The following is a 21219-nucleotide window of genomic DNA, read 5'->3' as shown; positions in this document are numbered from 1 at the left end:
CATCTAGACAGATGAAACGGTCCGCTTTAGGCTCGACCCATGATTGTCGTCGAGCAGCCCGAAGCGACCGTTTCCAAGCGACTCGACCGGACGGACTGGACGACAATCGCCGCAATGGGCGGTATCGTCCTGGCGCTCCACCTATTTGGCTGGGGAGTGCTGGTTCTCGGGGTGGCGCCGCAGCACATCACGCTCGGGTCGGCAGGCGTCTTCGGCGTCGGACTGGGCGTCACCGCCTACCTGCTCGGAGTGCGGCACGCCTTCGACGCCGACCATATCGCCGTGATCGACAACACCACCCGCAAGCTGGTCGGGGAGGGCACACGCTCGCTGTCCGCCGGTTTCTGGTTCTCACTTGGCCATTCCAGCGTCGTGTTCGGGCTGGCGTTTCTGCTGGCGATCGGCGTGCGCGCGATCGTCGGGCCCGTGCAGGACGAGGGTTCGCCGCTGTTACAGACGCTCGGACTGGTGGGCTCCCTCGTCGCGGGAACCTTCCTCATCCTGATCGGGTTGTCGAACCTGTTCGCCGCGGTGGGCATCGCCAAGGTGTTCCGCCGGATGCGCAGCGGTGATTTCGATGAGGCAGAACTGGAACGGCAACTCGAGCAGCGCGGCTTCCTGGCGCGGCTACTGGCGAGGTTCATGCGCCGGGTGAGCAAGCCCTGGCACCTTTACCCGGTCGGCCTGCTCATGGGTTTAGGCTTCGATACGGCCACTCAGGTGGCGCTGCTGGTGCTGGCCGCGGGAACGGCGGCGTTCACGCTGCCCTGGTACGCCATCCTGGTACTGCCCGTGCTGTTTGCGGCCGGCATGAGCCTGTTCGATGCGCTCGACGGCATCTTCATGTCCAGGGCTTACGGCTGGGCGTTCCTCAAGCCCGTCCGCAAGGTGTACTACAACCTGACAGTGACGTTGTTGTCGGTCGTCGTCGCGCTGGTCATCGGCGTCATCATGCTCGCAGGCCTTGTCGCCGACCGGCTCGGGATCGAATCGGGTCCGCTGGCCGCGATCGGATCGGTGAATTTGGAATTCGTCGGGTTCATGATCGTCGGGCTGTTCGTCGCAGCCTGGGTGATCGCATTGGCGGTGTGGCACCTCGGACAAGTCGAGAAGCGCTGGGCGCCGGAGGTTTCCGGCTAGCGCGAGCTGGGCCCACACCGCAGGTGGGGGAACGCAAAATCACCCGACACGCCGGGAAATTCGGACACTTTACGTCTGCTCGCGCAAGAACGTCAGTGCCGTTTGGACGGCGGCCATGGCGGCTCGTCGCACAGCGCCAGCAACGCGTTCTCGACCACCTCGGGTAGTGCGGGGTGGATCCAGTACTGGCCGCGGGCCATCTCCTGTGCGGGCAGATCGAAGGCCATCGCCTGGATGAGCGGCTGAATCAGCGACGAGGCCTGATGACCCATGATGTGCGCGCCGAGGATCAACCCGGTGTCGTCGTCGAGGACGATCTTCGCGATGCCGGTGGTGTCTTCCATCGCCCATCCGTAGGCGACGTCGGCGAAGTCCTGGATCTTGACCTTGATGTTGAAACCCTTTGCCCGGGCCTCGTTTTCGGTTAATCCGACGCTGGCGATCTGCGGGTCGGTGAACACGGCGGACGGCACGTATCGGTGGTTGGACGGCATCAATGCGTCGGTGTCGTCCCAGTCCTGCAACAGGTTGTGCTTCACAACGCGGGCCTCGTGGTTGGCCACATGCTTGAGCTGATAGTCCGACGACACGTCGCCCAACGCGAAAATGCCTCGCGCCGAGGTGCGTTGGTATTCATCGACCACCACCTGGCCGTGCGCGTTGACCTTCACGCCTGCTTGTTCGGCGTCGAGAAGGTCACCGTTGGGCACCCGTCCCGTCGCAACCAACAACGTGTCTCCCCGCAACAACGAGCCGTCTTTGCAACGTATCTCGACGCCGTCGCCCACGGCACGCGCATCGGCCAGCTCATGGTGGCTGCGAATCTCCCACTTCTTCCCCGCGATGTCCGTGAAGCGCATGGTGATGTCGTCGTCGTGGCCGCGCAACAGCGTGCTGCCCCGGATCATCAGCGTCACCCGGCTGCCAAGTGACGAAAAGATATGGGCGAACTCGCATGCCACGAACCCGCCGCCGATGATGATCAAGTGGTCCGGCACGTCGTCGATGCGCATGATGGTGTCGCTGGTGTGATAGGGCACGCCGCATTCGGAGACCGCGTCCGGGACGAGGGCCCTGGAACCTGCCGCGATCACCACCTGATCGGCCGTGAACTCGTCGCCGTCATCGGTGCGCAACCGGTGCCGGCCGTCGGACAGCGGCGGCCTGAACCGGGTGTGGCTGGCGAACACCTCCACGTTCGGGGAGGCGCGCCGGTAGTTCTCGCCGCCCACTGCGATCGGATCGATGCGACCGAACACCCGGGAGACGATGTCGTTCCACCGCACCCCGTCGACATGCGCGTCGACCCCGTATTGCGCTGAGTCCCTGGCACTTTGGGCGACTTCGGCTGCGTAGACGAACATCTTCGTCGGTATACAGCCGACGTTCAGGCAGGTGCCGCCGAACACGCCTTGCTCGCAGATCGCGACGTGCTTGCCGACGTAGCGTTCGTCCAGGATCGAGTTGCCCGAACCGGTGCCGATGATCGCGATGTCGAAGTGCGCCATGTTCTAACCTCGTTCGGATTGGGTTGTCGCGCCTGATGTTTCGGTCATATACCAGTCGAGCCAGCGGTCCAGTTCCCGGTAGGCGGCCTGCCGGGATTCGGCCACCGACAAGAAAACGTCGTGTTTGGCGTCGACGATCGGCACGATAGTGGTGCGGTTGCCGATGCACCCCGCCCAGCGGGCGATCTGTTTGACGTCGAGCACCGCGTCGCCGCGCTGAATGGCTTCGACCTCCCTGGGGTCATTGACCTCCCGCACACTGCGGTCCGAGCGCAGGATGAGGTTCGGCACGCCGACGTCGAGCCCGCGGTGCAGCCTGGTCTGGGCCCGGCGCACGGCATGCAGCCAGCCGAACGTGACCGGAAACCCGCCGATCGGCTTCCACTGCAGGTTGTAGTCGAACTCGCCGCCGTACTCCTTGTGCAAGGTGGCGCCGTATCCGCCCTCAGTGGGTGGGCGCAGAACCCGTTTCTTCCGGACGCGCGATATCGCGCCGATGGCCGCGCGAGTCGGGGCCGCGCGCAGGATCGCCGGACCCTGCAGGTCCAGCCACGGGCTGTTGAGCACCAGTCCCGTGATGCGACGCCTCGCGGTCTGGCCGCGCCGCCGCACTCGGTCCAGCCACAGCGGGACGATCAGTCCGCCGGTGGAGTGCCCGTAGATCAGCACGCTGGGCGTCTGAGCCGCTTGGCCGGCATCAGTTCCAAAGTCAGCCGCGATGACGTCCAGCGCCCGTTCGAGTTCGGTGTCGTAGCGGGCGAAGTCCGTGGTGAAGTGCGGAGTCTGGCCCTCGCGCCAGGAGCGTCCGCATTTGTGCTTGTCGAGTGCGTAGAAGGCGAACCCGCGACCGGCGAAGTGGTCGGCCAGTTCGGTGTTGAAGAAGTAGTCGGTGAACCCGTGCACGACCAGCACGGCGTGGGTGGCCGAGGGGTCCGGCTTGCCGCGCCGCACCAGGGTGGCGGCAAGGTCACCTTCCCCGTCGGGATCCGGACCGAGGTCAAACGTGTGCTGCCAGTAACCAGGCAGCACATCGGGCTCCCATGCAGGCACGACAGCTACCTTAACCGCGCTTTGCGGCCGACCTGGACCCGCAGACGTAGACCACGGCGGATAGCCTGAACAGCGGTAAGCCGTGACAGCGGACCGCGACCGCGAAGGATCAACGATTCGGTGTCTGACCCGAAGGCCGAGAAGGTAGACGTCGTGCTGGTCGGCGCGGGCATCATGAGCGCCACCCTGGGCGCGTTGCTGCGGCTGCTGGAGCCGGACTGGTCGATCACGCTGGTGGAGCGCCTCGACGGCGCGGCCGCCGAGAGCAGCGATCCGTGGAACAACGCCGGTACCGGTCATTCGGCGCTGTGCGAACTGAACTACACGCCGGAGCGGCCCGACGGTTCGATCGACATCAGCAAAGCGGTGCTCGTCAACGAGCAGTTCCAGGTGACGCGGCAGTTCTGGGCGTATGCGGTCGAGAACGGGATGCTGCCCGACGTGCGCAGCTTCCTCAACCCCATCCCGCACGTCAGCTTCGTGCACGGCGCAGCCAACGTTGACTATCTTCGGCGCCGACACGACGCGCTGGTCGACAATCCGTTGTTCGCGTCTTTGGAGTTTGTCGACGACAAGGACGAATTCACCCGCCGGCTGCCGCTGATGGCCGCCGGGCGTGACTTCACCGAGCCGGTTGCATTGGGCTGGGCGCAGGATGGCACCGACGTCGACTTCGGGGCGCTGTCGCGACAGCTCATCGGCTATGCGGCACAGCGCGGCACGGCCACGCTATTCGGTCACGAGGTGCGCGATCTCAGCCGGCAATCCGACGGCAGCTGGACATTGAGCGTCGCCAACCGGCGCACAGGAGAGAAGCGCCGGCTGAACACGAGGTTCGTATTCGTGGGCGCGGGCGGTGGCACACTGCCACTGCTGCAGCAGGCCGGCATCCCGGAGGCCAGGGGGTTCGGCGGGTTCCCGATCGGCGGCCGATTTCTGCGAACCGCGAACCCGGTGTTGGCCGCCGCGCACCGGGCCAAGGTCTACGGAATCCTGCCGCTCGGTGCTCCGCATCCGGGCGCGTCGCATCTCGACGCGCGCATCATCAACGGCAAGTCGTGGCTGTTGTTCGGGCCGTTCGCGGGTTGGTCGCCGAAGTTCTTGAAACAGGGCAACATCACCGATCTGCCGCTTTCGGTGAGGCCGAACAACCTGGCGCCGATGCTCAAGGTCGGGGCTACGCAGATCGGTCTGGTGAAGTACCTGATCGGCCAGGTGCTGCAGTCCGAATCCGAGCGAGTGCAGGCACTGCGTGAATTCGCTCCCTGTGCAGTCGATTCCGATTGGGAGCCCGTCGTCGCCGGGCAGCGGGTACAGGTGATTCGGCGGGTCACGGGCAAAGGCGGCGTGCTCGAATTCGGCACCGCGGTGCTGTCGACCGCCGACGGAAGCATCGCTGGGCTGCTCGGTGCCTCGCCGGGCGCCTCCACTGCCGTACCTGCGATGCTCGACGTGATGCAGCGCTGCTTCGTCGATCGCTATCCGGCATGGTTGCCCAAGGTCAAAGAGATGGTGCCGTCTCTGGGCACCGAACTGTCGAACGAACCGGCGCTGTTCGAGGAGGTGTGGTCGTGGGGCACGGAGGTGCTGAAGTTGGATAAGCCCGCCAACGGTGTGCCGCCCGCACGGCTACCCGTGCAGTCCGGCGCCGAGATCGCTCGCAGCGGTGAGCGCGTGACGGTGACTGCCGAATGACGGTCGCGCTACGCCGAAGCTGGGCCAAGGATCTGGACGCCAGGACGCTCTACGAGCTGCTCAAGCTGCGGGTCGAGGTGTTCGTCGTCGAACAGGCCACCCCGTATCCCGAGCTGGACGGCCGTGACCTCCTGGCCGAAACCCGGCACTTCTGGCTGGAGGAATCCGGCCGGGAAGTCATCTCCACGCTGCGGCTGATGGAGGAACATCCGGGCGGGCATAAGGGTTTTCGCATCGGCCGGGTCTGCACCAAGCGCACCGCCCGTGGTCATGGCCACGCAACCCGGCTCCTGCAGGCCGCACTCGCCGAGGTGGGTGACTATCCATGCCGCATCAATGCGCAGACCTACCTCGAGGACATGTACCGCCATCACGGCTTCGTCCGCGACGGTGAGGAATTCCTTGACGACGGCATCCCGCACGTGCCGATGCTCAAGGCTGGGATTCGCAACGAAACCGAGCAGTCGTGACACCTATCTATCCATTCAGCGCCATCGTCGGACACGACCGTCTTCGGCTGGCGCTCCTGTTGTGCGCGGTACGACCGGAGATCGGTGGTGTGCTGATTCGCGGCGAGAAGGGCACCGCGAAGTCGACGGCGGTACGCGGTCTGGCGCGGGTGCTGGCCAAGATTCCGGATGGCGGCGGCGGCCATCTGGTCGAGCTGCCGATCGGCGCCACCGAGGACCGGGTCGTCGGGTCGCTGGATCTGCAGAAGGTGCTGCGCGACGGCGAGCACGCGTTCTCGCCCGGTCTGATGGCGCGCGCCCACGGCGGCGTGCTGTACGTCGACGAGGTCAACCTGCTGCACGACCACCTGGTGGACGTGCTGCTGGACGCCGCGGCGATGGGTCGGGTGCACGTCGAACGCGACGGCGTTTCGCACAACCACGAGGCCCGATTTGTGTTGATCGGCACGATGAATCCCGAAGAGGGGGAGCTGCGGCCGCAGCTGCTGGACCGGTTCGGGCTCACGGTGGATGTGCACGCTTCGCGTGACGTTGACGTCCGCGCCGACGTGATCCGCCAACGCATGGCGTTCGAGGCCGATCCCGGCGCCTTCGCCGCCCGCTATGCCGAGGCGGACGCCGAGCTTGCGCACCGGATCGCGGCGGCACGGACATCGGTATCCGCAGTGACGTTGCCCGACATCGAATTACGGCGAATTGCGGCGCTGTGCGCGGCCTTCGACGTCGACGGCATGCGCGCCGACCTGGTGGTCGCGCGCACCGCTGTTGCGCACGCCGCATGGCGCGGGGCTGATGTGGTGGGCGAAGAGGACATCCGGGTGGCCGCCGAGCTCGCGCTGCCGCACCGCCGTCGCCGCGACCCGTTCGACGACCCCGGCCTGGACCCCGATCGGCTCGACGAAGCGATGGCGCAGGCGAGCGAATCGGCGACCGACCCCGACCCCGACCCGGAGCCCGACCCGCCCGGCGGCGGTGAATCGGCGCCCGCGTCCGACTGCTCTGTCCCACAACATAATTCGGGCGCTTCTACGCGGCCAAGCGCCGCACCGTCGACGGTGTTTCGCACCAAGGCTCTGGTGGTGCCGGGCGTGGGGGAGGGCGCGCCGGGACGGCGGTCGCGCGCACGCAATCGCACCGGGAAGGTGGTCTCGGCCACCGAGGATATGCAGGGCGGCCACGGCGTGCACCTGTTCGGGACACTGCTGGCGGCCGCCGGGCGCCAGCGTGGACCGGGCCGCCCGCGCCCGCAGCCGGATGACGTGCGCGGCGCGATTCGGGAAGGCCGCGAAGGCAATTTGGTGATCTTCGTCGTCGACGCCTCGGGGTCGATGGCCGCACGCGACCGGATGGCCGCGGTCAGTGGGGCGACGATGTCTCTGCTGCGCGACGCATACGAGCGACGCGACAAGGTCGCCGTCATCACGTTCCGGCAGCAGGACGCTCAGCTGCTCCTGCCGCCGACGTCGTCGGTACACATCGCAAGCCGACGCCTGGCGCGCTTCGATACCGGTGGCAAAACCCCACTGGCGCAGGGATTGCTGGCCGCACGCGACGTGGTGGTGCGCGAGAAGGTGCGCGACCGTGCCCGTCGCACGCTGGTCGTGGTGCTGACCGACGGACGGGCGACCGGCGGCCCCGATCCGCTTGGCCGCACACGGCTGGCCGCCGCCCGGCTGGTCGCCGAAGGGGCGGCTGCCGTCGTGGTGGACTGCGAAACATCGCATGTGCGATTGGGTTTGGCCGAACAACTCGCCGGTCAGCTCGGCGCGCCGTCTGTGCGGCTGGCGCAGCTGCGGGCCGACAGTCTCGCCGACGTCGTACGCAGCGCTGCATAGGGGAGGGATCGATGCCACAGGGCCAGCCGCTCACCGTCCCCGACGACGGGCTCAGCACCCGCGCCCGCCGAAACGCCCCGCTGCTGGCGGTGCACACCGGCGCTGGAAAGGGTAAGTCGACAGCGGCGTTCGGCATGGCGCTTCGGGCGTGGAATCAGGGTTTCAGGGTTGCGGTCTTTCAGTTTGTGAAGAGTGCCAAGTGGAAAGTGGGCGAGGAGGCCGCATTCCGCGAACTCGGTCGGCTGCACGACGAACACGGCGTCGGCGGGCCGGTGGAGTGGCACAAGATGGGCGCGGGCTGGTCGTGGTCGCGCAAGCACGGCAGCGACGTCGACCATGCGGCAGCCGCCGCCGACGGGTGGGCGGAGATCAAGCGGCGCTTGGCTGACGAGCAGCACGATTTTTATGTGCTCGACGAGTTCACTTATCCACTGAAGTGGGGATGGGTCGATGTCGACGAGGTGATCGCGACTCTGGCGTCGCGACCCGGCACGCAGCATGTCGTCATCACCGGCCGCGACGCACCACAGCCGTTGCTCGACGCCGCCGATCTGGTGACTGAGATGACGAAGGTCAAGCACCCGATGGATGTCGGCCGCAAGGGCCAGAAGGGCATCGAGTGGTGATTTCCAGCGTGAGCAGACGCAAAAGCCCCCGACACGCCGTTATTTTGGGGCACTTTGCGTCTGCTCGCGAAAAGAGGGGTTGAGGTGAGCGTCCCGGCCGTCGTCATAGCCGCTCCCGCGTCGGGCAGCGGAAAGACCACTGTGGCAACGGGTTTGATCGGCGCGCTGCGACGAGCGGGCCGCGCGGTGGCGCCGTTCAAGGTGGGGCCCGACTTCATCGACCCCGGCTACCACGCGCTCGCCGCGCGCAGACCCGGTCGCAATCTCGACCCGGTACTGGTAGGCGATCAGCAGATCGGCCCCCTCTACCGGCACGGCAGCTCGGGCGCCGACATCGCTGTCGTCGAGGGTGTGATGGGCCTGTTCGACGGGCGCATCGAGGCGAACACGGCCGGCCTCGCCCAAGGGTCGACCGCCCACGTCGCAGCGCTGCTCGGTGCGCCGGTCGTCCTCGTCGTCGACGCCCGCGGTCAGAGCCACAGCATCGCCGCACTCCTGCACGGCTTTTCGACGTTCGACTCCTCGGTGCGCCTCGCCGGAGTGATCCTCAACCGCGTCGGCTCACCGCGGCACGAGGACGTGCTGCGGCAGGCGTGCGAGCATGCCGGGGTTGCGGTGTTCGGCGCTATTCCGCGATCCGACGAATTATCCGTTCCCTCACGCCATCTCGGCCTGGTCACCGCTGTAGAACATGGAAAGCAGGCGACAGCTGCCGTCGAGGCGATGACCGCCCTGATCGGCCGTCACGTCGACCTCGTCGGATTGGCCGCCGTCGCCTCCAGCCATGTGACGGACGCCCCATGGGATCCTGCCGTCACCGCACCCGTCGGCGCACAGGTCACCGTCGCCCTGGCGGCGGGAAAGGCGTTCAGTTTCGGCTACACCGAACACGGCGAGATGTTGCGGGCGGCAGGAGCCGACGTCGTCGAGTTCGACCCGTTGACCGATCCGCTGCCAGCACACACCGGCGCCCTGGTGCTGCCTGGCGGGTTTCCCGAGCAGTTCGGCGGCGAGCTGTCCGCCAACGATCTTGTGCGCCAGCAGATCCGCGAGCTGGCTGGCGCCGGTGCGCCCGTGCACGCCGAATGCGCGGGGTTGACGTATCTCGTGGACGAGCTCGACGGCAACCCGATGTGCGGCGTGCTGGCCGGCTCGGCGCGATTCACCGACCGGCTCACACTGGGCTACCGAGAGGCCGTCGCGGTGGCTGACTCCTCGCTGTACAGCATCGGCGACCGCACCATGGGCCATGAATTCCACCGCACCACAGTCTCGTTCAGCGACAGCTACCCGCCCGCTTGGGTCTACCGGGGACGCGATGTCGACAGCGTCAGGGACGGTGCCGTACACGGCGGCATGCATGCGTCGTATCTACACACCCACCCGGCCGCACACCCGCAAGCGATGACCCGCTTCGTGGCCGCGGCGGCAACCTCTAAGCTCGCCGGGTGAGTTCCGAGAACGCCTACCTCGTCGGCCTGCGCCTGGCCGGCAAGAAGGTCGTCGTCGTCGGCGGCGGCACCGTGGCTCAGCGCCGACTGCCGCTGTTGATCGCCAACGGAGCCGATGTGCACGTCATCACGCGGTCCGCGACACCGGCAGTGGAAGGCATGACCGGAATCACCTTGACACTCAGGGAGTTCCGGAGCGGTGATCTCGACGGCGCCTGGTATGCGATCGCGGCCACCGACGATCCGGACGTCAACGCCGCCGTCGTTGCGGAAGCCGACCGCCGGCACATCTTCTGCGTGCGCGCAGACGTCGCCCGTGAGGGCACCGCCGTCACACCCGCCTCGTTCGAATACGAGGGCCTGTCCGTCGGTGTCCTTGCCGGTGGTGACCATCGGCGGTCGGCAGCAATCCGGTCGGCCATCCACGAGGCCTTGCAACAGGGGCTGATCACCGCAGAGGCCCCCGGTGTTCTTCACGGCGGGGTAGCGCTGGTGGGCGGAGGCCCCGGTGACCCTGAGCTGATCACCGTGCGGGGCAGGCGGCTGCTGGCACACGCCGATGTCGTCGTCGCCGACCGGCTGGCGCCGCCGGAACTTCTTGCCGAGCTGCCGCCCCAGGTCGAGGTCATCGACGCCGCGAAGATCCCCTACGGCCGGGCCATGGCCCAGGACGCGATCAACGAGGTCCTCATCGAGCGCGCCAAGGAAGGCAAGTTCGTCGTGCGGCTCAAGGGCGGCGATCCGTTCGTCTTCGCGCGCGGCTACGAAGAGGTGCTGGCGTGTACCGACGCTGGGATTCCCGTGACAGTCGTGCCGGGTGTGACGAGTGCCATAGCCGTGCCCGCATTGGCCGGTGTTCCGGTCACCCATCGGGCCGTCACGCATGAGTTCGTGGTGGTCAGCGGCCATGTTGCGCCCGATCACCCCGAATCGTTAGTCAATTGGAATGCGCTGGCCGCGATGTCGGGCACGATCGTGTTGCTGATGGCCGTCGAGCGCATCGAGCTGTTCACCAAGGTCTTGCTTGAAGGCGGCCGACCTGCGGATACGCCGGTTCTGGTGGTCCAGCACGGCACCACGACGGCTCAACGGACGTTGCGCGCAACGCTGTCCGACGCGCCGGAACGGATCCGCGAAGACGGTATTCGACCTCCGGCGATCATCGTGGTCGGGGCCGTCGCGGCTTTCGGCGGTTAAAGGATTCTTAAGATTACTGTAAGGTAACCCGCTATGACGGCTCTCAATGATGCAGAGCGCGCAGCGATGCATCGCGATGCCGAGGGCGGGGCAAACCGGGCGCTACCCGCGCACTTCCCGGCAGGTAGGGAACACACTGCACCGGAGCGAACTGGCAGGTCCCCGGCCTGGTTGCCGTCGTGGCGCTTCTTTGCCGCGGTCGTCGCGATCGGCGGTATGCAGCTGCTCGCCACCATGGACAGCACCGTCGCGATCGTTGCGCTTCCTAAGATTCAGGACGAGCTGAGCCTGTCCGATGCTGGGCGTAGCTGGGTCATCACCGCCTACGTTCTGACGTTCGGCGGGCTGATGCTGCTCGGTGGGCGTCTAGGCGACACCATCGGCCGCAAGCGCACCTTCATCGTCGGCGTCGCGCTGTTCACCATCGCTTCGATCCTGTGTGGCATCGCGTGGGACGAGACCACGCTGGTCACCGCCCGGCTGCTGCAGGGCGTGGGATCCGCGATCGCGTCGCCGACGGGTCTGGCGCTGATTGCGACGACGTTCCCCAAGGGCCCGGCACGAAACGCCGCGACGGCCGTGTTCGCCGCCATGACCGGCATCGGCTCAGTGATGGGCCTGGTCGTCGGCGGCGCGCTGACCGAGGTGTCGTGGCGGTGGGCGTTCCTGGTGAACGTGCCGATCGGCCTGCTGATGATCTACCTCGCGCGCACGACGCTGCGGGAAACCCACCGCGAGCGACTGAAGCTGGACGCCACGGGCGCCATCCTGGCCACCCTCGGCTGCACCGCGGCCGTTTTCGGCTTCTCCATGGGCCCGGAGCAGGGCTGGCTCTCGCCGATCACGATCGCGTCGGGCATCGCCGCCGTGGTGTTCCTGTTCGCGTTCCTCTTCGTCGAGCGCACTGCCGACAATCCCGTCATGCCATTCGACTTGTTCAAGGATCGCAACCGGGTGGCCACATTCGCGGCGGTCTTCCTGGCCGGCGGCGTGATGTTCACGTTGACGGTGCTGATCGGCCTGTACGTCCAGGACATCATGGGCTACACGGCATTACGCGCAGGGATCGGCTTCATCCCGTTCGTCATCGCGCTCGGCATCGGCCTCGGGTTGTCCTCGCATCTGGTGTCGCTGTTCCCGCCGCGGATCCTGGTGATCGCCGGCGGTGTACTGGTGCTCGCCGCGATGATCTACGGCTCGACGCTGGACGCCAACATCCCGTACTTCCCGAACCTGGTCATCCCGATCACCGTCGGCGGCTTCGGTATCGGCATGATCGTCGTTCCGTTGACCGTGTCGGCGATCGCCGGCGTCGGCTTCGACCAGATCGGCCCTGTATCGGCGATCGCGTTGATGCTGCAGAACCTCGGCGGCCCCGTCGTGCTGGCCATCATTCAGGCAGTCATCACGTCGCGCACGCTGTACCTGGGCGGTACCACCGGCCCGGTGAAGAACATGGACAGCGCACAGTTGCACGCCCTCGATCAGGGCTATACGTACGGCCTGTTGTGGGTCGCCGCGGTCGCCGTCATCGTCGGCGGGGCGGCACTGTTCATCGGCTACACCTCGGAGCAGGTCGCACATGCGCAGGAAGTCAAAGACGCGATCGATGCCGGAGAGCTTTAGCTCGACATCGAGCCGGAGCGAGCTTTAGCTCGACATCGAGCCGGAGCGAGCTCTAGCGTCCTGACGCCTCGGTAGGCTGGCAAGCCATGGCTGCCGCGCGAGGTTCGGGAGGGTCGGCCGACCGCGTCGCCACGTCGCTGTCGTCCTCCGTGCTGGGCATCGCGATCGTCGCGATCACCGGCATGCAGCTGATGTCGACGCTCGACGGCACCATCGTCATCGTCGCGCTGCCGCGGATACAGGCCGAGCTGGACCTCTCCGACGCGGCCAAGAGCTGGGTCATCACCGCATACGTGCTGACGTTCGGCGGATTGTTGCTGTTGGGGGGCCGCATCGGCGATGCGATCGGGCATAAGCGGGCGTTTCTGTCCGGCGTCGGGGTGTTCACGATCGCCTCACTGGTGTGTGGATTGGCCACCGACGGCATCACGCTGATCGTCGCTCGCGCGGTGCAGGGCACCGGCGCCGCGGTGGCCGCGCCCACCGGCCTGGCGCTCATCGCGACGACGTACGCCGTCGGGCACGCCCGAAACCGCGCGATGGCGGTCTCGGTCGCCATGCAGGGCATCGGCTCGGTGATGGGGCTCGTCCTCGGCGGCGCACTGACCGTCATCTCGTGGCGGCTGGCGTTTCTGATCAACGTCCCGATCGGCATCGTGATCATCGTGATCGCGGTCTATCGGGTCCGCGAAACCCATCACGAGCGGCTGAAGCTCGACATCACCGGGGCGCTTCTGGCGACGCTGGGCTGCACGGCGGCGGTGTTGGTGTTCACCCAGGGCCCGCCGCGCGGCTGGGTCGACCCGTGGGTGTTCGGCGCCGGCGCTGCTGCGGTCGTGTTCTTCGTCGCCTTCCTGTTCGTCGAGCGCACCGCTGCCAACCCGCTGGTGCCGTTTTCGGTGTTCGACAACCGCAACCGGGTGATGACGTTCGTATCGCTTTTCCTGGCCGGTGGTGTGATGTTGACCCTGAGTGTGATGATCGGGCTGCTTGTGCAGGACGTTCTCGGTTATTCCGCACTACGGGCCGGCATCAGCTTCATTCCGTTCGCGGTCGCGTTTGCGCTCGGCAGCGCGTTGGCAGCGCGGCTGGCGCCGCACGTTGCGCCGCGTTGGCTGATCATCGGCGGCGGCGTGCTGGTATGGGGTGCCATGCTGTACGGCTCGACGCTGACTCGCAGCATCCCCTACTTCCCGGACCTGTTTATGCCGATCGTCGTGGGCGGCTTCGGGATTGGCATGATCGCGGTGATCCTGCCGCTGTGCGCGGTGGCGGAGGTCGGCCCGAAAGAGATCGGCCCGGTGTCGGCGATCACGCTGATGGTGTACAACCTCGGCGGCCCGGTTGTGCTCGTCGTCGTCCAGGCAGTGCAGACGTCCCGCACCCTGTATCTGCGCGGCACCACCGGACCGGTGAAGGACATGACGCCGGCTCAGCTGGATGCGTTGGGGCACGGATACACGTACTCACTGCTGTGGGTCGCGGGCATCGCGGTGATCGTCGGCGTTGCCGCGTTCTGGATCGGCTTCTCGGCTCGCCAGATCGCCACGGCGCAGCACACCCGCGAGGCGGTCGAGGCCGGCGAGCTGTAGATGAACAGGCACGAGGCGCCCGAAGCGCCGGAAACGCTGCAGGACCGGTTCCGCGATGCGATCGCGCCGCGAACGCTGCTCCTCGGCGTGGGCGTGCTGCTTCTGCAGTTCGGTTTCATCCTGTCCTACATCGGCGCCTTCCACGCCCCTGCGCCACACCGCATCCCGGTCACGGTGGTTGCGCCCCCGCAGATCGCCCAGCAGGTCGTGGACAACCTCAACGCGGTCGCGGGCCAACCGGTGGCGGCCGAAACCTCTACCGACGAGAACGCTGCCCGCAACGCGGTACGCACCGGCGAGAGGTCGGCGGCATACGTCGTGAATCCGTCGGGGACGCAGGACACGCTTGTCGTCGCTTCCGGTGGGGGGACAGCGGTGGCTACTGCGGTCGAGGAGCTTGCCACCAAGGCGGCGCAGAAGCAACACCGCACGGTGACGATCGACGACATCGTCCCGTTGCAGTCCGGCGACGCGCGCGGGTTGAGCGGCTTCTATCTCGTCGTCGGCTGGGCGGTCGGCGGCTATCTGTTCGCAGCCATGCTGGGGGTCGCGAAAGGCTCACGGCCATCGACCTTTCCGCGCGCGCTGTGGCGGCTCGGCGCCACAGTGCCGTACGCAGTGGCCTCCGGGTTCGGCGGTGCAGTCATCGCCGAGCCGGTGCTGCATGCGCTGGGTGGCCACTTCTGGCCAGTCGCCGCGGTGGGCGTGTTGGTGTCGCTTGCCGCGGCGACGGTGACGATCGCGTTGCAGACGCTGTTCGGGGTGATCGGCATCGGGTTGACGGTCATCATCTTCGTCATCCTCGGCAACCCGTCTGCGGGCGGCGCGTACCAGTCGCAGCTGTTGCCGACGTTCTGGCGGGCGATCGGAAGCTATCTGCCCACTGGCGCGGGCACCGAGGCGGTCCGACGCATCGTGTACTTCGACGGCCACGGCGTCACCCACTCGATCGTGGTGCTGGCGGCCTGGGTGATCGGCGGTCTGCTGTTGACGCTGGCGGCGTCTGCGATCATGCATCGCGAAAGGGCGCCTGCGGGGTGACGGCATTGGATGACGACGCGCGACCGTCGCGTCAGCAGATCTCCGACGCGATCGATCCGGTGGGCTGGCGGCTTGTACTGGGTGCGATCTACACCGAAGTAGCGGTCGCCTCGCTGGGCGAGGGCAGCGAGGCGGCGTCGGTGGCCGTTTCTGCGGTTGGTGCCGATGGACAGGGACATTTGACCGTCGACATCCGTGCCGACCGGGCCGTGCTGCGGCTGCAGTCAGACGTCGGCGGCGTGACGGGCCGCGATGTCCGGCTCGCGCACGAGGTGTCCGGCGCGCTGGTGGCGCGGGGCCTGCGGCCGGCGCCGGGCACGGTGCAGGCGCTGGAGATTGCGATCGATGCACTGGACATCAGCGCCGTGCGGCCGTTCTGGAAGGCGATCACCGGATACGTCGACGAGCCGGGGTCCGCGCTGGCGGCAGCTCTTGTCGACCCGGCCGGGCGCGGTCCTGCTATCTGGTTTCAGCAGATGGACGCCCCACGGCCGCAACGCAATCGCGTCCACCTCGACGTCGACGTGCCACACGACGCGGCCAGCGCCCGGGTCGACGCGGCGATCGCGGCGGGCGGCCGATTGCTCTCTGACGACGCGGCGCCGGCCTTCTGGGTGCTGGCCGATCCTGAAGGCAACGAGGCCTGCATATGTACCTGGCAAGGCCGCGACTGAGGGCACGCTTTAAGGTTGTCGGCTGTGATCACCCGCATGTCCGAGCTGTTTCTGCGCACACTGCGCGACGACCCGGCCGATGCGGAGGTGCCCAGCCACAAGCTGCTCATCCGGGCCGGCTACATCCGCCCGATCGGGCCCGGGCTCTATAGCTGGCTGCCGCTGGGGCTGCGGGTGCTGCGCAAGATCGAACGCGTGGTCCGCGACGAGATGAATGCCATTGGCGGGCAAGAGATTCTGTTTCCGGCGTTGCTGCCACGCGCTCCGTACGAGACGACGAACCGCTGGACCGAATATGGCGACGGAGTATTCCGCCTGCAGGATCGTCGCAAGAACGACTACTTGCTGGGGCCGACGCACGAAGAGCTGTTCGCGCTGACGGTCAAGGGGGAGTACAACTCGTACAAGGACTTCCCGGTGTTGCTGTACCAAATCCAGACCAAGTACCGCGACGAGGCCCGCCCGCGTGCGGGCATCCTGCGTGGCCGCGAGTTCATCATGAAGGACTCGTACTCGTTCGACGTCGACGACGAGGGGCTGAGTGCGCAGTATCAGGCGCATCGCGACGCCTACCAGCGGATCTTTTCCAGGCTGGGGGTCCGCTACGTCATCGTGTCGGCGGTGTCCGGGGCGATGGGCGGCAGCGCGTCGGAGGAGTTCCTGGCTGAAAGCGAGATCGGCGAGGACACGTTCGTGCGTTGTGTGGAATCCGGCTATGCGGCCAACGTCGAGGCCGTCGTCACCGCGGTGCCCCAGGCGCTACCGATTGAAGGCCAGCCCGAGGCCAAGGTGTACGACACTCCCGGAACGCCGACGATCGCGACGCTGGTCGAGTGGGCCAATAACGCGTTGGACCGCGAGGTCACCGCGGCCGACACGTTGAAGAACGTGGTACTCAAGGTGCGCCGGCCAGGCGGCGACTGGGAATTGCTGGCCGTCGGTGTGCCCGGCGACCGTGAGGTCGACGAGAAACGGCTCGGCGCGGCGTTGGATCCCGCCGAGTACGCCCTCCTCGACGAGTCGGACTTCGCCAAGCACAGGTTCTTGACCAAGGGCTACATCGGTCCGAAAGCGTTGCTGGCCAACGGTGTTCGCTACCTGGTCGATCCGCGGGTAGTGGACGGCACGTCGTGGATCACGGGTGCTGACGAGCCGGGCAAGCATGTGGTGGGCCTGGTCGCCGGTCGCGATTTCATGGCCGACGGGACCATCGAGGCGGCCGAAGTCCGCGACGGCGATCAGTCGCCGGACGGGGCGGGTCCGCTGGTCTCGGCGCGCGGCATCGAGGTGGGCCACATCTTCCAGCTCGGCCGCAAGTACACCGATGCGTTCGAGGTCGATGTACTCGGCGAGGACGGTAAGCCGGTGCGGCTGACGATGGGCTCCTACGGCATCGGGGTGTCGCGGCTGGTCGCCGTGATCGCCGAACAGCATCTCGACGAGCTGGGGTTGCGATGGCCCTCGTCGGTGTCGCCCTTCGACGCGCACATCGTGATCGCGAACAAGGACAGCGCGGCCCGCGCCGGCGCCTCGGAACTAGCCGCGGACCTGGACCGGCGCGGCATCGACGTGCTCCTCGACGACCGGCAGGCCTCGCCGGGCGTGAAGTTCAAGGATGCCGAGCTGCTGGGCGTGCCGTGGATCGTCGTGGTGGGCCGTGGCTGGGCCGACGGCATCGTCGAGCTGCGCAACCGGTTCACCGGCGATACACGCGAAATCGCCGTCGACAACGCGGCAGCAGACATCTCCGCGGCGGTCACCGCCTAGCTCGCGGTTATTCGCTTCCGCCCGGGAAGGCGACGGTGATCGGCGTGACGCCGAGCACGCGGCTCCATCGCGCCGCAGCGACCGCGCACTGCGTCAACGCCGTGACCGCGAATGCCCGGTCCTGCGCGTCGGTGGCCTGCTCGACGACCGCGCGCCACGCCACGGCGGCGTCCTCTTCCATCCGCACCGCCAGATTGGCAGCATCGGTCGGGTTGTCGACTTCGATGGGCGATTGATAACCGGCCGCAGGCAGCGGCGCATCGACGGACCGGGAGTCGAGCATCTCGATCGCTGCCTCACGACGTTCCCGGTGCTCGGCCATTGCCGCCGAAACCAAGTCGTTGACGTCGGGCGTTGAATGCGCCGACACCAGGCCGTAGCCGTAGATGGTCGCGTGCTCCGTCGCGATCGCGTCGAACAGGGCGCCGTTCGCACCGTCCTGCGGCCGTGACGGGCTGGTCGGCTCGGCGGCGCGTGACGACGCGGTCGTGGTCGTGGCGGTGGTCGTGGTCGTCGTGGTGGTGGTCGTGGTCGACGGCGTCGGCTGCGGGGAGGTCATTGCGCGGCTCCCGGCGGCACCAACGCGACGGTGTAGGCCGCGGTGCAGGAGGCCGCGATCGAGCCGAGCAGCCCAGCGCGATAGCCGGACTGTTTGGCCGCCAATTGTGCCGCGCTGTCCGCGGACTCGCGCAGCGCACCAATCACGTCCTGCACGGTAGGCGGCTTCACCGGCTGCGCCGTGGTGCTGGTCGGTGTCGCCGTCGGTGCGTCCTTGCCCACCATTCGCACCAGCTCGTCGGACAGCGCCTGCGCATGTTTGGACCGCTCCGATGAAACGGCGGTCAAAGCCTGTACGACGGGCGGCGGCGCGGCCGGCGCGGCGTCGGAAGCCAGTTGACTGTCGCTCCGTGCGCGGTCGAGCTGCGCGGCGAGCTCGTCGACGTCCGCCGGCTGTGGTGTGGACTTGCACGCAGTGGCGGTGCTGCCCAGCAGTGCCAGTGTTGCCGCCCCGAACAGCACGCGTCGTCGGCTGACAGTCGGTAGGGAGCTCGGCACGAGCAACATCTTGCCATCGCGCTCGCCGCTCGCCGCCGCGCATTTGCGGCTTGACGCGGCGGCCCTGGCGTATCGTTGATGGTCGGTTCCAAGTTGCGTAGCGGGGAATCGTGTCCGGACAATTCAAGATGAGGAGCTCGCCGTGACGGAGCGGTCTGCGGGATTACCGTCGCAGAAGCAGATGATCGAGCTACTCGACGGTGAGTTCGCGCGCGCGGGCTATGAAATCGACGACGTCGTGATCGACACCGCCGCGCGCCCACCCCGCATCACCGTGGTTGCCGACGGCGACGAAGGCCTGGACCTTGACTCGATCGCCGCGCTGTCGCGGTCGGCGTCCGAAGTGCTGGACCGCATCGACACCGCGCCCTTCGTCCTCGAGGTCACTTCTCCTGGCGTCGATCGGCCGCTGACCGCCGAAAAGCACTACCGGCGCGCTCGCGGCCGCAAAGTGGAACTCACGTTGTCCGACGGCTCTCAACTGACCGGTCGCCTGGGCGAAACACGTGACGGCACAGTGCGACTGGTCGTGCGTGAAGGCGGACGATCCAACTTCTCGGTTCGCGAACTACCGATGGAGGGCATTACCAAAGCTGTTGTCCAGGTTGAGTTTTCGCCTCCAAATCAGCGTGAGTTGGAGCTCGCCGGCCAATCTGGGAAGGAGGCTTCAGCGTGAACATCGACATGGCGGCGTTGCATGCCATCGAGGCTGACAAAGGCATCTCGGTCGACGTCGTGGTCGACACGATCAAATCGGCACTGCTTACCGCCTACCGCCACACCGAAGGGCACGAGGCCGACGCTCACATCGATATCGACCGCAAGACCGGCGTCGTCAAGGTGATTGCGCGTGAGACAGACGACGACGGCAATGTCATCCACGAATGGGACGACACCCCAGAGGGTTTCGGTCGCATCGCGGCGACGACGGCGCGACAGGTGATCCTGCAACGGCTGCGCGACGCCGAGAACGAGAAGAATTACGGCGAGTTCTCCGCGCGTGAGGGCGATATCGCCGCCGGTGTCATTCAACGCGACGCGCGCGCGAACGCCCGCGGCCTGGTTGTCGTCCGGATGGGCAGCGAGACCAAGGGATCCGAGGGCGTCATTCCCGCCGCGGAGCAGGTTCCGGGTGAGCGCTATGAACACGGCGACCGGTTGCGGTGCTACGTCGTCGGCGTTACCCGCGGCGCTCGCGAGCCGCTGATCACGCTGTCGCGTACCCATCCCAACCTTGTGCGCAAGCTGTTCTCATTGGAGGTCCCCGAAATCGCCGACGGTTCCGTAGAGATCGTCGCAGTCGCCCGGGAGGCGGGCCATCGCTCCAAGATCGCGGTCACTTCGCGGGTGCCCGGCCTCAACGCCAAGGGCGCCTGTATCGGCCCGATGGGACAGCGCGTGCGCAACGTGATGAGCGAGCTGTCGGGCGAGAAGATCGACATCATCGACTACGACGAGGACCCGGCCCGGTTCGTCGCCAACGCACTGTCGCCGGCCAAGGTGGTGTCGGTCAGCGTCATAGACGAGTCCGCCCGCGCAGCGCGCGTCGTCGTCCCCGATTTCCAGCTGTCGCTGGCGATCGGTAAGGAGGGCCAGAACGCCCGGCTGGCAGCCAGGCTCACCGGCTGGCGGATCGATATACGCAGCGATGCGGCGCCAGCAGCCGATTCCCCTCGGGACCCTGGAGCGGCCCACGGGGCGGTTCGCGACCGCTAGCAGCGCTGCCGTTTCTGTTCGCAAGCACGGGGACGGTAGACTCAGCTGTGATCCAGCGCGAGACTTCGGCTCGGACGCAACGAAGCGCCATCGCCCCCTCGGGTGAACCGGTGCGGACGTGCGTCGGCTGCCGGAAGCGAGAGCTGGCCGTCGAACTGCTTCGAGTAGTCGCCGTCGACGGGAATGGCGAACACGCCGTGACCGTTGACCCAGCGAGAAAACTGCCGGGGCGGGGTGCATGGCTGCATCCCGATCCGCAGTGCCTAGACGCAGCAATCCGACGGCGAGCGTTCGCACGAGCGCTGCGCATCACCGGTTCACCGGACACAACCGCGGTGATCGAGCACTTCAGCGCATTTGAAGTGTCTGACTCACCCGGCGAGAGAACAGGTAGCGAAGAACATGAGCACACCGTGAAGTCCCGATGACCATGCGTCATAGCTAACCCGAGGCGCGGCGCCTACCACCGCTGACGCCTCTAGAGATGGAGATGTAGTGGCAGGTAAGGCCCGCGTACACGAGTTGGCGAAGGAACTCGGTGTAACCAGCAAGGAAGTACTCGCCCGGCTTAGCGAACAGGGCGAATTCGTCAAATCAGCGTCCTCCACAGTGGAGGCCCCCGTCGCGCGCCGGCTGCGCGAGTCATTCGGCGGTGGAAAGTCCGCCGCGGCGAAGGTCAAGGCCGAGGGGAACGGCTCCCCAGCCAAGGTCGCCGCGACCAAGCCGGCGCCCGAGAAGGCGCCGGCCCCGAAGCCAGCAGCACCGGTGGAAGCAC

General features: G+C 67.0%; 20 protein-coding genes. 16 read left to right on the top strand and 4 right to left on the bottom strand.

The features are described 5' to 3' along the window. Positions 1–39: 39 nt before the first annotated feature. The gene (locus VJV41_RS04530) at positions 40–1140 is read left to right on the top strand and encodes a HoxN/HupN/NixA family nickel/cobalt transporter (RefSeq protein ID WP_325331538.1); all 1101 of its coding nucleotides are present in this window, start codon (positions 40–42) and stop codon (positions 1138–1140) included. 92 nt (positions 1141–1232) lie between these two features. On the opposite strand, the gene mtr is transcribed toward VJV41_RS04530, so the two are convergent. Together mtr and VJV41_RS04520 are read right to left on the bottom strand one after the other, a co-directional pair. After that, entirely contained in the window at positions 1233–2648 is a 1416-nt protein-coding gene (mtr, locus tag VJV41_RS04525; protein WP_325331536.1) for a mycothione reductase, read from the bottom strand. A 3-nt stretch (positions 2649–2651) separates the two neighbouring features. Beyond that, positions 2652–3698 carry an alpha/beta hydrolase gene (locus VJV41_RS04520; RefSeq protein ID WP_325331534.1) on the bottom strand — a complete coding sequence of 349 codons (1047 nt, stop codon included), beginning with the start codon at positions 3696–3698 and terminating at the stop codon, positions 2652–2654. Positions 3699–3818: 120 nt separating this feature from the next. Between VJV41_RS04520 and mqo the strand changes: the two genes are divergently transcribed. From mqo to VJV41_RS04465, 11 genes are all read left to right on the top strand, one after another. Next, positions 3819–5393 carry a malate dehydrogenase (quinone) gene (mqo, locus tag VJV41_RS04515; protein WP_325331532.1) on the top strand — a complete coding sequence of 525 codons (1575 nt, stop codon included), beginning with the start codon at positions 3819–3821 and terminating at the stop codon, positions 5391–5393. Further along, entirely contained in the window at positions 5390–5863 is a 474-nt protein-coding gene (locus VJV41_RS04510) for a GNAT family N-acetyltransferase (RefSeq protein WP_325331530.1), read from the top strand. The genes mqo and VJV41_RS04510 overlap by 4 nt, the downstream gene beginning before the upstream one ends. Before the next feature lie 5 nt (positions 5864–5868). Beyond that, a complete protein-coding gene (locus VJV41_RS04505) occupies positions 5869–7698 on the top strand; it encodes a magnesium chelatase subunit D family protein (RefSeq protein ID WP_414684883.1) in 1830 nt (609 codons plus the stop codon). An 11-nt stretch (positions 7699–7709) separates the two neighbouring features. Then, positions 7710–8324 (top strand): cob(I)yrinic acid a,c-diamide adenosyltransferase, encoded by a 615-nt coding sequence (gene cobO, locus VJV41_RS04500; protein ID WP_325331526.1) that lies wholly within the window; start codon positions 7710–7712, stop codon positions 8322–8324. 84 nt (positions 8325–8408) lie between these two features. Continuing rightward, on the top strand, positions 8409–9776 hold the full coding sequence (locus VJV41_RS04495; RefSeq protein ID WP_325331524.1) for a cobyrinate a,c-diamide synthase: 1368 nt from the start codon (positions 8409–8411) through the stop codon (positions 9774–9776). Further along, a complete protein-coding gene (cobA, locus tag VJV41_RS04490; protein ID WP_325331522.1) occupies positions 9773–10972 on the top strand; it encodes a uroporphyrinogen-III C-methyltransferase in 1200 nt (399 codons plus the stop codon). The genes VJV41_RS04495 and cobA overlap by 4 nt, the downstream gene beginning before the upstream one ends. 33 nt (positions 10973–11005) lie before the next feature. Further along, positions 11006–12598 carry an MFS transporter gene (locus VJV41_RS04485; RefSeq protein ID WP_325331520.1) on the top strand — a complete coding sequence of 531 codons (1593 nt, stop codon included), beginning with the start codon at positions 11006–11008 and terminating at the stop codon, positions 12596–12598. An 86-nt stretch (positions 12599–12684) separates the two neighbouring features. Then, on the top strand, positions 12685–14190 hold the full coding sequence (locus VJV41_RS04480; protein WP_325331518.1) for an MFS transporter: 1506 nt from the start codon (positions 12685–12687) through the stop codon (positions 14188–14190). Beyond that, positions 14191–15231 carry an ABC transporter permease gene (locus VJV41_RS04475; protein WP_325331516.1) on the top strand — a complete coding sequence of 347 codons (1041 nt, stop codon included), beginning with the start codon at positions 14191–14193 and terminating at the stop codon, positions 15229–15231. A 5-nt stretch (positions 15232–15236) separates the two neighbouring features. Further along, positions 15237–15905: a VOC family protein gene (locus VJV41_RS04470; RefSeq protein ID WP_325331788.1), complete on the top strand. Its 669-nt coding sequence runs from the start codon at positions 15237–15239 to the stop codon at positions 15903–15905. Positions 15906–15929: 24 nt separating this feature from the next. Then, positions 15930–17672, top strand: coding sequence for a proline--tRNA ligase (locus VJV41_RS04465; protein WP_325331514.1), 1743 nt, complete (start codon positions 15930–15932; stop codon positions 17670–17672). A 7-nt stretch (positions 17673–17679) separates the two neighbouring features. On the opposite strand, the gene VJV41_RS04460 is transcribed toward VJV41_RS04465, so the two are convergent. Beyond that, on the bottom strand, positions 17680–18231 hold the full coding sequence (locus VJV41_RS04460; protein WP_325331512.1) for a ferritin-like domain-containing protein: 552 nt from the start codon (positions 18229–18231) through the stop codon (positions 17680–17682). Continuing rightward, entirely contained in the window at positions 18228–18737 is a 510-nt protein-coding gene (locus tag VJV41_RS04455; protein WP_325331510.1) for a hypothetical protein, read from the bottom strand. Before VJV41_RS04455 ends, VJV41_RS04460 begins: the two co-directional genes overlap by 4 nt. 133 nt (positions 18738–18870) lie before the next feature. Here VJV41_RS04455 and rimP point away from each other — a divergent pair, with 133 nt between their 5' ends. The 4 genes from rimP to VJV41_RS04435 form a co-directional block, all read left to right on the top strand. After that, entirely contained in the window at positions 18871–19404 is a 534-nt protein-coding gene (gene rimP / locus VJV41_RS04450) for a ribosome maturation factor RimP (RefSeq protein ID WP_325331509.1), read from the top strand. Further along, a complete protein-coding gene (nusA, locus tag VJV41_RS04445) occupies positions 19401–20444 on the top strand; it encodes a transcription termination factor NusA (protein WP_325331508.1) in 1044 nt (347 codons plus the stop codon). The genes rimP and nusA overlap by 4 nt, the downstream gene beginning before the upstream one ends. A gap of 47 nt (positions 20445–20491) precedes the next feature. After that, positions 20492–20872 (top strand): YlxR family protein, encoded by a 381-nt coding sequence (locus VJV41_RS04440; RefSeq protein WP_325331506.1) that lies wholly within the window; start codon positions 20492–20494, stop codon positions 20870–20872. A gap of 67 nt (positions 20873–20939) precedes the next feature. After that, positions 20940–21219: translation initiation factor IF-2 N-terminal domain-containing protein (locus VJV41_RS04435; RefSeq protein ID WP_325331504.1), on the top strand; the 280-nt coding region annotated here is incomplete at its 3' end.

Source organism: Mycobacterium sp. (genome assembly GCF_035274705.1).
Taxonomy (GTDB): Bacteria; Actinomycetota; Actinomycetes; order Mycobacteriales; family Mycobacteriaceae; genus Mycobacterium.
Note: the sequence above shows the minus strand (reverse complement) of the source record. Positions and strands in the feature narration are given on the sequence as shown.

Coding starts and splice junctions, on each gene's coding strand:
- VJV41_RS04530 (WP_325331538.1), top strand. CDS start 40: ATGATTGTCGTCGAGCAGCCCGAAGCGACCGTTTCCAAGCGACTCGAC.
- mtr (WP_325331536.1), bottom strand. CDS start 2,648: ATGGCGCACTTCGACATCGCGATCATCGGCACCGGTTCGGGCAACTCG.
- VJV41_RS04510 (WP_325331530.1), top strand. CDS start 5,390: ATGACGGTCGCGCTACGCCGAAGCTGGGCCAAGGATCTGGACGCCAGG.
- cobO (WP_325331526.1), top strand. CDS start 7,710: ATGCCACAGGGCCAGCCGCTCACCGTCCCCGACGACGGGCTCAGCACC.
- VJV41_RS04485 (WP_325331520.1), top strand. CDS start 11,006: ATGACGGCTCTCAATGATGCAGAGCGCGCAGCGATGCATCGCGATGCC.
- VJV41_RS04480 (WP_325331518.1), top strand. CDS start 12,685: ATGGCTGCCGCGCGAGGTTCGGGAGGGTCGGCCGACCGCGTCGCCACG.
- VJV41_RS04475 (WP_325331516.1), top strand. CDS start 14,191: ATGAACAGGCACGAGGCGCCCGAAGCGCCGGAAACGCTGCAGGACCGG.
- VJV41_RS04460 (WP_325331512.1), bottom strand. CDS start 18,231: ATGACCTCCCCGCAGCCGACGCCGTCGACCACGACCACCACCACGACG.
- VJV41_RS04455 (WP_325331510.1), bottom strand. CDS start 18,737: ATGTTGCTCGTGCCGAGCTCCCTACCGACTGTCAGCCGACGACGCGTG.